Below are 13,574 nucleotides of genomic sequence, written 5' to 3' on the forward strand. Positions count from 1 at the left end.
TATGAATGCACCATTTACCTATGCATCACCGACCCTTAGCGTTGAGGCTCTCAAGCACTCTATTGCCTATAAGTTGATGTTCACGATTGGGAAAGATCCGGCCATTGCCAATAAACACGAGTGGCTGAACGCCACGCTGTTTGCGGTGCGTGACCGTATGGTGGAGCGCTGGTTGCGCTCCAACCGCGCACAGCTTTCTCAGGAAACGCGACAGGTTTATTACCTGTCGATGGAGTTTTTGATTGGCCGCACCCTTTCCAACGCGCTGTTATCCCTCGGCATTTACGAAGATGTCAAAAACGCGCTGGAAGGGATGGGGTTAGACCTCGAAGAGTTGATCGACGAAGAAAACGACCCAGGGCTCGGCAACGGCGGCTTGGGCCGACTGGCGGCCTGCTTCCTGGATTCTCTCGCCACTCTCGGCCTGCCGGGGCGTGGCTACGGTATTCGTTATGACTACGGTATGTTCCGCCAGAACATCGTTGACGGTCGCCAGAAAGAATCACCGGATTACTGGCTGGAATACGGTAACCCGTGGGAGTTTGAGCGTCACAATACCCGCTACAAAGTGCGCTTTGGTGGTCGTATCCAGCAGGAAGGCAAAAAGAGCCGCTGGGTCGAAACCGAAGAGATCATCGCTGAAGCCTACGACCAAATCATTCCCGGCTACGACACCGACGCGACCAACACACTGCGTCTGTGGAGCGCCCAGGCGAGCAGTGAAATCAATCTCGGTAAATTTAACCAGGGCGACTACTTCGCGGCGGTGGAAGACAAAAACCACTCGGAAAACGTCTCGCGCGTTCTTTATCCGGATGACTCCACTTACTCGGGGCGCGAGCTGCGTCTGCGTCAGGAGTATTTCCTGGTATCGGCCACCATCCAGGATATTTTGAGCCGTCACTATCAGTTGCATAAAACCTATGCCAACCTGGCGGACAAAATCGCGATTCACCTCAATGACACCCATCCGGTGCTGTCGATTCCTGAGCTGATGCGCCTGTTAATTGATGAGCACAAATTCAGCTGGGATGACGCGTTTGAGGTGACCTGTCAGGTCTTCTCCTACACCAACCACACGCTGATGAGCGAAGCGCTGGAAACCTGGCCGGTCGACATGCTGGGTAAAATTCTGCCGCGTCACCTGCAAATCATCTTTGAAATCAACGACTACTTCCTCAAAACCCTGCAAGAGCAATACCCGCAGGATATGGGGCTGCTGAGCCGTACCTCTATCATTGATGAGTCTAATGGTCGCCGCGTGCGGATGGCGTGGCTGGCGGTTGTCGCCAGTCACAAGGTGAACGGCGTGTCTGAGTTGCACTCCAACCTGATGGTGCAATCGCTGTTTGCCGATTTCGCCACGATCTTCCCGATGCGTTTTACCAACGTGACGAACGGTGTTACGCCGCGCCGCTGGCTGGCCCTGGCGAATCCGCCACTGTCAGAGGTTCTGGATGAGAACATTGGCCGCACCTGGCGTACCGATCTTAGCCAGCTTAGTGAGCTTGAGCAGCATATCGATTATCCGACGGTGAATCAGGCGGTGCATCGCGCCAAGCTGGAAAACAAAAAACGCCTGGCTGCGGCGATTGCCCAGCATCTTAACGTGGTGGTTAACCCGAACGCGCTGTTTGATGTGCAGATCAAGCGTATCCACGAGTACAAACGGCAGTTAATGAACGTGCTGCACGTGATCACCCGTTACAACCGCATCAAGGCCGATCCAACCGCCGATTGGGTGCCGCGCGTTAACATCTTTGCCGGGAAAGCGGCATCGGCGTACTACATGGCGAAGCACATCATTCACCTGATCAACGATGTTGCCAATGTGATCAACAACGATCCGCAAATCGGCGATAAGCTGAAAGTGGTGTTTGTGCCGAACTACAGCGTGAGTCTGGCACAGGTGATCATTCCGGCCGCCGATCTCTCCGAGCAGATCTCGCTGGCAGGCACAGAAGCCTCCGGCACCAGTAACATGAAGTTTGCCCTGAACGGCGCGCTCACCATCGGCACGCTGGATGGCGCAAACGTTGAGATGCAGGAGAAAGTGGGCGAAGACAATATCTTCATCTTCGGCAACACCGCTGAAGAAGTGGAAGAACTGCGCCGGAACGGCTACAAACCGCGTGACTACTACGAGCAGGACGAAGAGCTGCATCAGGTGCTGACACAAATCGGCAGCGGGCTATTCAGCCCGGAAGAGCCGGGGCGCTACCGCGACCTGGTCGACTCTCTGATCAACTTTGGCGACCACTATCAGGTGCTGGCGGATTACCGCAGCTATATCGACACGCAGGATAAAGTGGATGAGCTGTACCGTAACCCGGAAGAGTGGACGACTAAAGCGATGCACAATATCGCCAATATGGGCTACTTCTCTTCTGACCGCACGATTCAGGAATATGCCAAAAATATCTGGCATATTGACCCGGTAAGGTTGTAGTGGACTAAAAATATGAAGGGGCCAATCGGCCCCTTCAGTACATTGATAAATCGGCGTCCGGCGATATTGCTATTAAGACGCCAGCGACAGTTCACGCTTTCCCGCATTTTGCAGCAGCCATTGCGCCACGCGCGACTGCTGTTCGGCGTTCAGCCACATCCCCTGTTTCGTTCTGCGCCACAGCGCGTCATCGGCGCGGCGTACCCATTCGTGCTCAACCAGGTAACGCAGTTCAGCTTCATAAAACTCATGACCGAAATCTTCACCTAAATCAGCCACACTTTTCGCCTGACCCAGTAACAGCTCGCTGTTGCTGCCGTAGGTGCGCGCAAAATGACGCGCCAGCGATTCGCTGATAAACGGATAACGGCGGCGTAAGGTTGCGGCGTAATCATCGCGGTCGCCGTTGATGTCTCCGCCGGGCAGCGTTGCACCTTTAGTCCACGCCGGGCCGATATTTTTGTAATACGGTGCCAGTTTCTCCAGAGCATGCTCGGCAAGCTTACGATAGGTAGTGAGTTTCCCGCCAAAGACTGAAAGCAACGGCGCCTGGTTATCGACGTCATGCACATCCAGCGTGTAGTCGCGGGTAATAGCCTGCGGTGAATCCGATTCATCATCACAAAGCGGACGCACACCGGAATAAGTCCAGACGATGTCGTCACGCCCCAGCTGTTTTTTGAAGTGTGCGTTATACACTTTCAGCAGGTAGCTGATTTCCCCTTCATCGATTTCGACATTTTTCGGATCGCCGTGGTACTCCTGATCGGTCGTACCGATAATCGAAAACTCATCCATCCACGGGATCACGAACACAATTCGCTTATCTTCGTTTTGCAGGATGTACGCCTGTTTCTGCGTGTGGACGCGCGGCACCACAATATGGCTGCCTTTAATCAGGCGGATGCCGTAAGGCGAGGGCAGGTGCATACCATCATCGAAGAACTGCTTCACCCACGGGCCGGTGGCGTTAACCAGGCCACGCGCCTGCCAGGTGTATTTTTTGCCGGTATCGATATCTTCCGCTTCAACAATCCACAGGCCATTTTCACGGCGAGCGGAAGTCGCGCGCGTGCGAGTCAGTACCTCACCGCCTTTACGCACCACCATCTGGGCGTTGGCTAATACCAGGCGCGCATCGTCAACCCAGCAGTCGGAATATTCGAATCCGCGCACGATTTCTGGTTTAAGTACCGATTCTGCGCCAAAACGCAAACCGATTGACCCCGGCAAACTGGTGCGTTTGCCCAGGTGATCGTACATAAACAAACCAATGCGAATCATCCACGCCGGTCGCAGATGCGGGCGATGCGGCAGACGAAAACGCATCGGGAAAGCGATATGCGGTGCCATTTTTAACAGCACTTCACGCTCGGCGAGCGCTTCGCTCACCAGGCGAAATTCATAGTGTTCAAGGTAGCGAAGGCCGCCGTGGATGAGCTTAGAACTGGCGCTGGAGGTGGCGCATGCCAGATCCTGCGCTTCCAGCATCAAAACGGATAATCCGCGTCCGGCGGCATCCGCTGCGATCCCTGCGCCGTTGATCCCGCCACCTATCACAATCAGATCTTTGGTTTCCATGCTCGCTACCTCGTTCACTTTCGTTATAGCTCAATAATGCTCGATAACGAAAATAATAGCAAACAAACGCGCGTTTGGTAACATCAAAAAAACAATTTACAGTGATGTGTGTAACATATTGGCGTTTCACTGCCGTCAGGACGTACACTTGGCGGTAAAATGGCGTGAGTTCGCCCACCTGCAATAAAGAGATGAAAAACCATGGAACAGTTTGTGTGTATCAATGTAGAAGAAGCGCACCAGAAATTACGCCAGCAGACCGCGGTGCTGGTAGATATTCGTGACCCGCAGAGCTATGCGCTGGGCCACACGCCGGGCGCGTTTCATCTGACCAACGATACGCTGGGCGCGTTTATGCGCGATAATGACTTTGACACGCCGGTGATGGTGATGTGCTATCACGGCAACAGTAGCAAGGGCGCGGCGCAATATTTGTTACAGCAGGGCTATGATGAAGTGTATAGCGTGGACGGCGGCTTCGACGCCTGGCATCGCCACTTCCCGGCTGAGGTTGAGCACATCGCGCTTTAGGCATTTGAATGCGATGTTATACTGTCCCCCTTTGTGTGGAATAAGCGACCCTCTGCATGTTGATGATCACCTCTTTTACTAACCCACGCGTTGCCCAGGCCTTTGTGGACTACATGGCGACGCAGGGTGTTATCCTGACAATACAACAACATACTCAGAGTGATGTCTGGCTCGCCGATGAAAGCCAGGCCGAACGCGTGCGTGCCGAGTTGACCCGCTTTTTGGAAAACCCGGCAGATCCGCGTTATCTGGCGGCGAGCTGGCAAGCGGGCCACACCAATAGCGGGTTGCACTATCGTCGTTTCCCGTTCCTCGAAACGCTGAAAGCGAACGCGGGGCCGGTGACCATGGCGGTGATGATCGCCTGTATTCTGGTTTTCGTCCTGATGAACGTGGTGGGCGATCAGGCTGTGATGATCTGGCTGGCATGGCCCTATGACAGTTCAGTGCAGTTTGAAGCCTGGCGCTACTTTAGCCACGCGCTCATGCATTTCTCGGTGCTACATATTTTGTTTAACCTGCTGTGGTGGTGGTATCTCGGCGGGGCGGTGGAGAAACGCATTGGCAGCGGTAAACTGGTGGTGATTACCGCCATCAGCGCGCTGTTGAGCGGTTTTATACAGCATCAGTTTAGCGGCCCCTGGTTTGGCGGGTTGTCTGGCGTGGTGTATGCGCTGATGGGGTACGTCTGGCTGCGCGGCGAGCGCGATCCGGACAGCGGAATTTACCTGCAGCGTGGGTTGATTATCTTTTCGTTGGTCTGGCTGGTTGCCGGTTGGTTTGATCTTTTTGGCATGTCGATTGCCAATGGCGCACATGTTACCGGCCTGGTGGTCGGTCTGGCGATGGCGTTTGTCGATACGCTAAATGCGCGAAAGCGCGCGTAAATTTTTCAGGGACTCACCATGAAACAAACACAACGTCATGACGCGATAATTGAGCTGGTTAAATTGCAGGGCTATGTCAGCACTGAAGAATTGGTGGAGCACTTTTCCGTTAGTCCACAAACCATCCGCCGCGACCTGAACGACCTTGCGGAGCAGAAGATGATCCTGCGCCATCATGGCGGTGCGGCGTTGCCATCAAGCTCGGTAAACGCTTCGTGGCACGACCGAAAATCGACGCAAACGGCGGAGAAAGAACGCATTGCCCGCAAGGTGGCCAGCGAAATTCCGAACGGCTCTACGCTGTTTATCGATATCGGCACCACGCCGGAAGCGGTCGCTCACGCCCTACTTAATCACAGCGATCTGCGTATCGTCACCAATAACCTCAACGTGGCGAACACACTGATGGTGAAAGAGGATTTCCGTATTATCCTTGCGGGCGGCGAATTGCGTAGCCGTGACGGTGGGATTATCGGTGAAGCCACGCTCGATTTTATCTCCCAGTTCCGCCTCGATTTCGGCATTCTGGGGATTAGCGGTATCGACAGCGACGGTTCGCTGCTTGAGTTTGATTACCATGAAGTGCGTACCAAGCGTGCCATTATTGAGAACTCGCGCCATGTCATGCTGGTGGTCGACCATTCTAAGTTTGGCCGTAATGCGATGGTGAATATGGGCAGTATCAGCATGGTCGATGCGGTTTATACAGATACCCTGCCGCCGGATGGGGTGATGAAGGTGATTGCCGAACATAACATCCAACTGGAGTTGTGTCGGGAGTAACGGTGAGAAGTGCCGGATGCGGCTACGCCTTATCCGGCCTACGGAGTGCTTGTAGGCCGGAGGCATCGATTACATCTGGAACTGCCCTTTGCTCAGGTCAGTCACGATGGTATTCATTTTGTCTTCCGTCAGTTGATAGAAGCGAATGGAAATTGCGGTAATCAGATAGAAGATAGCCGGTAGCACGGTGAACAGAATCAGTACGCCGCGAATTGCTTCGGCAGACTGCTGCTCGACGCCAGCCTGATAGCCATAGAAAGCCAGACCCCAGCCGGTGAGCGCCCCGCCAATTGCCACGCCCAGTTTGATGATAAAGATATTCGCTGCGACGTTCATACCCGTAATACGACGTTGGGTTTTCCATTCGCCATAGTTGTTGGCGTCGGTGATCATTGACCACTGTAGCGGCGCGTTAATACCCTGTAATACGTTCAGAATAATGTGAACGATAAATGCAGGGATCCAGTATTCGCTCGGCAATACAAGGAACAGCAATCCAATTAAGGCGCTCAGAATGTTTACCCACACAGACGCGCGGATTTTACATACTTTTGAACCCAATGGTTTCGCGGCCAGGCTTCCGACCACCGCAGCGACCGTTGTTGCCAGCATAAACATGGAAATAACGCTGCTACCCTGATTGAGGATATATTGCACGAAATAGACCAGTAAACTGCCGCGCACAACCACACCACACAGCATTGCCAGATTATAAACCGACAGAATCCACCACTGATCGTTTTTCGCCAGAATTTTCACGTCGCGCAGAATATTCAGGTTTTCTTCTTTCACCGGCTCAATACGTTCTTTGGTGGTCAGGAAGCAGATGAGGAACATAATGCAACCAATCACGCCAAATATTCCCATCGCCCATTGCATACCGCTTGCGCGATCGCCCGGTGCGAGGAAGTCTGCCAGCGGTAGAATCAACGCTGTACCCATTGCTCCGCCGATAGGCGCGATGGCAAAACGCCAGGATTGCAGCGAGAGGTTTTCTGACGGATCGGCAGTAATGGCTGCGCCGAGCGAGCAGTAAGGAATATTAATCGCGGTATACATTAATGTCATAAATATATAGGCGATAACGGCGTAAATAATTTTTCCGGTCTGATCGAAGTCTGGCGTGGAATAAACCAAAATACAGCTAACGGCAAACGGTACGCAGATAATTAACAGCCATGGACGAAAACGACCTCAGCGACTTTTTGTCTGGTCCGCAATGGCCCCCATGATCGGATCGGTAATAGCGTCAAGAACTCTGACGACTAAAAATAATGTCCCCATAACGGCTGGGGGTAAGCCATAAATATTTGTGTAGAAGTACGCCAGAATAGCAACAGAGGAATCGAAAACGATATGGCTTGCGGCATCGCCCAAACCAAATCCAAATTTCTCTTTAGCACTGACTTTTTCGGTTAATGCCGACATATATTCACCCTTTTATAACGTGCCAACTCGCGTGGTAGTTATAAAAGGTGGGGCGAAGAAGAAATATTCTAATTTTTCACTTCTGATTTATGTTTCTTCTCTAATGTGACGTAGCTATCTCTTCCTGGGCGTGGAAATTAATATATAATATATTCGGATGGCGTGTAATTCACCATCCAAATATATTAAACACCATATCCCATCATTTTCAGCAGATGTTGCGCATGCTGTACTGCATCCTGACGATGCGCTACGCCCAGTTTTTGGTACAAATTACGAATATGCGTCTTGATGGTGGTGGCGGCGACGTCCAGCTCACCGGCAATTTGTTCATTACTGTAGCCGGAGTAGATTAGGCCCAGCACCTGCCATTCACGCTGAGTGAGCGGGCTGGTACGGATAAGCTCTGGCACTTCCGGATGATTCAGCAGACGTTCGACGAAGTTCTCGTCAAAATGTGCGAACTTATGCCGATGATGCTGATTGATTTCGCGCAGGATACGCTGAGCGCGATGCTGATCAAGTTCCGGCAGCGTGTTGAGCTGAATTAGCTGGCGCAGTTGCTGCGCCATCGCTTCACCTTCAATCACAAAGTGGCTGATAAACCCGGTGCGGTTGGCCAGCGTCAGTGCTTCCAGCAGCACGTGCTGGGCTTCATTTTTCCTTCCGGCCTGCCAGTACAGTTGATTCAACAACAGCAGGTTGCGGTTGAGATCGCTCATCAGACGCAGCGAACGCGCATTTTCGTTCAACTCTTCCAGCACCATTTCAGCGGCATCAAATTCGCCGAGCAGGATCTGAACACGGGCGATGTTGCGCCACTGGCTTTGCAGGAAGTGGTTGTTGGCGAATGCCGGTTTTGGCGTATGGCGCAGCCAGTTGGCGGCGGATTTTTTATCGCCGACCATTTGCCAGTAAATGACGCGCACTTTGTCGGCGTTAGAGACCCAGTCGCTGTGATACGGGCCATTGCCGAGTAAATTTTCCAGACGGTTCAGATGGCTGCGAGCATTGTCGAGATCGCCGCGCGCCAGAGAACATTGCACCAGTAGGGCCAGGCACTGAAGCTGCTGCTGTGGCTGATAGTTAACCAGCACATCCATACCGGTACGTGCAGAGGCTTCGGCTTCATCCAGACGTGCCCACGCCCACAGTAACTGCGCGCGAATGCGCAGCAGGAACTCGTGCATAGGCAGTTGTTCGAGGTGCTGATCGCGCACCAGCTGGAATGCCTTTTCCTGGCACTCCCAGGCGGCCTGTAAAAAGCCCTGGGCAAACAGAATTTCACTTTGTTGAATCAGGCTCCACAGGGCGTAGTGCCAGACATCATGACGGCGCGCCATCTGCTCCGTTTGCTGCATTACAGACAACGATTGACCCAGTTGCCCTTTACAGTGCAGCACTTCGCCGTGCACTGAGGTGGCGACGATACGGCTGTAGAAGCTTGCCAGCGGCAGCTCATCAAGGGCAACCATCGCCAGACGTTCGGCTTCTTCCGGATCGCCGTCGTTGATTGCCACCTGCGCGCGCAGGGCGTTGAAATCGCCATGCAGGGCTTTGTCCATCTCGAAGTCCATCTCCTGCTCGGCGCGCGCCAGCAGGGTATTAACTTCGCTGTAGCGATGCTGACTCTGCATCAGCCATGCCTGTAACAGCACCAGACGCGGGTTTTCCAGCAGGCTTTCCCACGGCAGGGCGGAGAGCGACTCTTCCAGCAGCGCGAGTTCGCTGTGATGGAACAGACCCCAGGCGTGATTCAGCAGGATATCGCGCAGCATTTTTGGATCGCCCGCCGCAAGGGCGTGATGGATCGCCTCGCTCGGGAAGCCCTGCGCCATCCAGCTTTCGGCGGCGGCGCGATGAATATCGGGTAACTCTGTCGCCAGTTCCCACTGACAGCGCTGGCGCAGGAAACTACAGAACAGCGGGTGATAGTTAAACCACTCACCGGAGTCATCCATGCGTTGCAGGAACAGCCCCTGACGCTCAATCTCTTCCAGGCGCATCTGGCCATTTTCTTCGCCGGTGACGCGCACAATGAGCGCGTCGTTCATGGAGCGTAGCAGTGAGCTTTTGAGCAGGAAATTACGCGTGGCAGGCTCCACGTTATCGAGCACTTCATCAACCAGATAATCGGACAGATGGCTCGCGTTAATGCCGGAGAGACGGCGGGCGGAGTGCTGCGTGGCGTTATTACGCTGACGCGCCGACAGGGCGATCAGCTGCAACGCCGTTGCCCAACCGGCAACGTCGTCACACAGACGGCCACTCTCAGCCAACTCGATAGGCGAGGTGAGGCGGCAGTCGAAGAATTGTTTGGTTTCAGAGTGGTTAAAGGCCAGTTGTTGACTGCCGATTTCCAGCAGTTGGTCGCGCACACGCAGGTTGGCGATACCCAACTGCGGTAAATTACGCGACAGAACGACCAGCGTCAGATTTTCCGGCTGATGGCGCAGGAAAAAGCGCATGGCGTCGTGGATCACCGGGTTGGTGATCAGGTGATAGTCATCAATCACCAGATACAGCGGTTTCTGCCATTCGCTGAGTTCGACAAAAAGCTGCGAAAACAGTGACGACAGGCTCGCATACTGGCGTTTTTGCACCATGTTTTCACTGGCGCTGCAATGGCCGCCCGTCGCCTGCTGAATCGCGGCGATAAGGTAGCTGGCGAACCGTTCCTGCTGGTTATCCCCTTCATCAAGAGAGTACCAACCCAGTTCGTTTTTTCCCGCCGCCCACTGTGAAATGAGCGTCGTCTTGCCATAACCTGCAGGGCTGGTGATCAGCGCCAGACGATAATTGTTCGCGCCTGAAAGCTTCGCCAGCAGCCGTTCCCGAATCACTGTGTGTTCAAGACGGACGGGTCGACTTAATTTTGACGGAATCAACATAGCAATCACTTCACTGTGAGGAGAGAAAAAGATTTTTTTTAGGGCTCGTAATTAATCAATACAAAGGTCGGCCAAATGACAATCTATTGCAAGTTATGTCCGTTTTTGATGTTTGCGAATTTGCACTCTGTCACAAATCTTCTTATCGCCTATTTAAATTACGGAGACCGGTTACAGAGCGCGTGGTGTCTGGGTTTGTCAAAAAGAGTAAAACTCTGAAAAAGGAACAAACACCATGGGGTTAATTAAACTACTAATAAATTTGCCGTCGGATGCGCTATTTGGCTTATGAATCATCTTATTTTCGTTTCAGGGTATTTCATCAGAGTGACTATTTCCTTGAGAATGTAAATTAGGAAAAACACCATTTCATTTTTTTGACATGCCGCGCGGATATCTTCGTTCTGATACCCGAAACTGCCGCCAGGCAGAATGGATGGCCGCCTGAGAGCGTGTGAAATTTGCGCAATTTCAGGGTTAGTCACTAACGTAATAGTGTCTGCGATCACACTTTTCGCTCATCCCTGCGACTCCTCCCCGCCTAATCCGGGACGGGATGAGGAAGACACACAGTCAGCCAGGCAAACTATCACTAACGTTTATGTAAAAAGGACTCGAATTCCCTATGTCACAGCCAACCTTCAATAAAGAACTGTTTCAGGCGGCCCTGACGCGTCAGTGGCAACGATTTGGTTTACAGGCGGCTTCTGAGATGAACTCTCACCAGTGGTGGCAGGCTGTGAGCGGTGCGCTGGCAGAAATGCTGTCCGCTCAGCCCGTAGCGAAACCGGCGAAGGATCAACGCCATGTAAACTACATTTCGATGGAGTTTCTGATTGGTCGACTGACCGGTAATAACCTGTTGAACCTCGGCTGGTATGAAGGCGTGAGCGATGCGTTGAAGCCGTTTAATATCAACCTGACAGACCTGCTGGAAGAAGAGACCGATCCGGCGCTGGGCAACGGCGGCCTGGGGCGTCTGGCGGCGTGCTTCCTCGACTCCATGGCGACCGTGGGGCAGTCGGCAACGGGCTACGGCCTGAACTATCAATATGGCCTGTTCCGTCAGTCCTTCGTAGAGGGTCAGCAGATGGAAGCGCCGGATGACTGGCAGCGCGGGAGCTACCCGTGGTTCCGCCACAACGCGGCGCTGGATGTGCTGGTTGGTATCGGTGGCAAAGTCAGCAAAGAGGGCCAATGGACTCCGGCATTTGAAATTACCGGTGAAGCCTGGGACCTGCCGGTACTGGGTTACCGTAACGGCGTCGCACAACCGCTGCGTCTGTGGCAGGCGAAGCACGCGCATCCATTTAACCTGACCAAATTCAACGACGGCGACTTCCTGCGCGCAGAACAGCAGGGCATCGACGCCGAAAAACTGACAAAAGTACTTTACCCGAATGACAACCACACGGCGGGTAAAAAACTGCGCCTGATGCAGCAGTACTTCCAGTGCGCCTGTTCGGTTGCTGACATTCTGCGCCGTCATCATCTGGCGGGCCGCAAACTGCATGAACTGGCGAATTTCGAAGTCATTCAGCTTAACGATACGCACCCGACGATCGCCATTCCGGAGCTGCTGCGCGTGCTGATTGATGAGCACCAGTTGAGCTGGGACGACGCCTGGGCTATCACCAGCAAAACGTTCGCCTACACCAACCACACCCTGATGCCGGAAGCACTCGAGTGCTGGGATGAAAAACTGATTAAAGCACTGCTGCCGCGCCATATGCAGATTATCAACGAAATTAACGCCCGCTTTAAGAAGCTGGTGGATAAAACCTGGCCGGGCGACAAAGCGGTGTGGGCGAAACTGGCGGTCGTGCATGACAAACAGGTGCGCATGGCGAACATGTGCGTGGTCAGTGGTTTTGCTGTGAACGGCGTCGCCGCGCTGCACTCCGACCTGGTGGTGAAAGATCTCTTCCCGGAATATCACCAGCTGTGGCCGAACAAATTCCATAACGTCACCAACGGCATTACGCCACGTCGCTGGATCAAACAGTGCAACCCGGCACTGGCTGCGCTGCTCGATAAGTCGCTGAAGAAAGAGTGGGCGAACGATCTTGACCAGTTGATCAATCTGGAAAAATTCGCTGACGACGCCAAATTCCGCCAGACATACCGTGAGATCAAACAGGCCAACAAAGAGCGTCTGGCTGAGTTCGTGAAAGCGCGTACCGGCATTGAAATCAATACTCAGGCGATTTTTGATATTCAGATCAAACGCCTGCATGAGTACAAACGTCAGCACCTGAACCTGCTGCACATTCTGGCGCTGTATAAAGAGATCCGCGAGAACCCGCAGGCAGACCGCGTACCGCGCGTATTCCTCTTCGGCGCGAAAGCCGCTCCGGGCTACTACCTGGCGAAGAACATTATCTTCGCGATTAACAAGGTGGCAGAAGCGATCAACAACGATCCGAAAGTGGGCGACAAGCTGAAAGTGGTCTTCCTGCCGGATTACTGTGTGTCGGCGGCGGAAAAAATGATCCCGGCGGCGGACGTCTCCGAACAAATCTCTACCGCAGGGAAAGAAGCGTCTGGTACTGGCAACATGAAGCTGGCGCTGAACGGTGCGTTGACGGTTGGTACGCTGGATGGTGCGAACGTGGAAATCGCGGAAGTGGTTGGCGATGAAAACATCTTCATTTTCGGCAACACCGTAGAACAGGTGAAGGCGCTGAAAGCCAAAGGTTACGACCCGCTGAAATGGCGTAAGAAAGACAAACTGCTGGATGCGGTGCTTAAAGAGCTGGAGAGCGGTAAATACAGCGATGGCGACAAACACGCGTTCGACCAGATGTTGCACAGCCTGCTGAAAGGCGGCGACCCGTACCTGGTGCTGGCCGATTTTGAAGCCTATGTGGAAGCGCAGAAGCAGGTTGATGTGCTGTATCGCGACCAGGAAGCGTGGACTCGCGCCACTATCCTGAATACCGCGCGCTGCGGCATGTTTAGCTCCGATCGCTCCATCCGCGATTATCAGAAACGTATCTGGCAGGCAAAACGCTAAGGACAGGC

At 53.5% G+C, this 13,574-nt stretch carries 7 protein-coding genes and 1 pseudogene; 5 read left to right on the forward strand and 3 right to left on the reverse strand.

The genetic code is table 11. The features are described from left to right. The first annotated feature begins 1 nt into the window (after position 1). Positions 2-2,449, forward strand: a complete 2,448-nt coding sequence (gene glgP, locus DBY68_RS15670) for a glycogen phosphorylase (protein WP_108476573.1) — start codon at positions 2-4, stop codon at positions 2,447-2,449. Positions 2,450-2,521: 72 nt separating this feature from the next. Here the strand turns inward: glgP and glpD are convergent, their stop codons facing one another. Next, complete coding sequence (gene glpD / locus DBY68_RS15675) at positions 2,522-4,030, reverse strand: glycerol-3-phosphate dehydrogenase (protein WP_108476574.1); 1,509 nt, start codon at positions 4,028-4,030, stop codon at positions 2,522-2,524. Positions 4,031-4,231: 201 nt separating this feature from the next. Between glpD and glpE the strand changes: the two genes are divergently transcribed. Genes glpE through DBY68_RS15690 form a run of 3 tightly spaced genes read left to right on the forward strand, consistent with a single transcriptional unit; the run spans position 4,232 to position 6,231 of the window. Continuing rightward, entirely contained in the window at positions 4,232-4,561 is a 330-nt protein-coding gene (glpE, locus tag DBY68_RS15680; protein WP_015962658.1) for a thiosulfate sulfurtransferase GlpE, read from the forward strand. 56 nt (positions 4,562-4,617) lie between these two features. Continuing rightward, entirely contained in the window at positions 4,618-5,448 is an 831-nt protein-coding gene (gene glpG / locus DBY68_RS15685; protein ID WP_108476575.1) for a rhomboid family intramembrane serine protease GlpG, read from the forward strand. Positions 5,449-5,466: 18 nt separating this feature from the next. After that, positions 5,467-6,231 (forward strand): DeoR/GlpR family transcriptional regulator, encoded by a 765-nt coding sequence (locus DBY68_RS15690; protein ID WP_108476576.1) that lies wholly within the window; start codon positions 5,467-5,469, stop codon positions 6,229-6,231. 69 nt (positions 6,232-6,300) lie between these two features. Here the strand turns inward: DBY68_RS15690 and DBY68_RS15695 are convergent. Together DBY68_RS15695 and malT are read right to left on the reverse strand one after the other, a co-directional pair. Then, positions 6,301-7,659: pseudogene (locus tag DBY68_RS15695) on the reverse strand (glycoside-pentoside-hexuronide (GPH):cation symporter). Between the two features lie 185 nt (positions 7,660-7,844). After that, complete coding sequence (malT, locus tag DBY68_RS15700) at positions 7,845-10,550, reverse strand: HTH-type transcriptional regulator MalT (protein WP_108476577.1); 2,706 nt, start codon at positions 10,548-10,550, stop codon at positions 7,845-7,847. 625 nt (positions 10,551-11,175) lie between these two features. Between malT and malP the strand changes: the two genes are divergently transcribed. Next, positions 11,176-13,566 (forward strand): maltodextrin phosphorylase, encoded by a 2,391-nt coding sequence (malP, locus tag DBY68_RS15710; RefSeq protein WP_108476579.1) that lies wholly within the window; start codon positions 11,176-11,178, stop codon positions 13,564-13,566. Positions 13,567-13,574: the final 8 nt, after the last annotated feature.

This window comes from Pseudocitrobacter sp. RIT415 (assembly GCF_003057695.2).
In the GTDB taxonomy this organism is placed as follows: Bacteria; Pseudomonadota; Gammaproteobacteria; order Enterobacterales; family Enterobacteriaceae; genus Pseudocitrobacter; species Pseudocitrobacter faecalis.

What these genes read in the sequence shown, in the direction of transcription:
- glgP (WP_108476573.1), top strand. Translation starts at nt 2, where the DNA reads ATGAATGCACCATTTACCTATGCATCACCGACCCTTAGCGTTGAGGCT.
- glpD (WP_108476574.1), bottom strand. Translation starts at nt 4,030, where the DNA reads ATGGAAACCAAAGATCTGATTGTGATAGGTGGCGGGATCAACGGCGCA.
- glpE (WP_015962658.1), top strand. Translation starts at nt 4,232, where the DNA reads ATGGAACAGTTTGTGTGTATCAATGTAGAAGAAGCGCACCAGAAATTA.
- glpG (WP_108476575.1), top strand. Translation starts at nt 4,618, where the DNA reads ATGTTGATGATCACCTCTTTTACTAACCCACGCGTTGCCCAGGCCTTT.
- DBY68_RS15690 (WP_108476576.1), top strand. Translation starts at nt 5,467, where the DNA reads ATGAAACAAACACAACGTCATGACGCGATAATTGAGCTGGTTAAATTG.
- malT (WP_108476577.1), bottom strand. Translation starts at nt 10,550, where the DNA reads ATGTTGATTCCGTCAAAATTAAGTCGACCCGTCCGTCTTGAACACACA.
- malP (WP_108476579.1), top strand. Translation starts at nt 11,176, where the DNA reads ATGTCACAGCCAACCTTCAATAAAGAACTGTTTCAGGCGGCCCTGACG.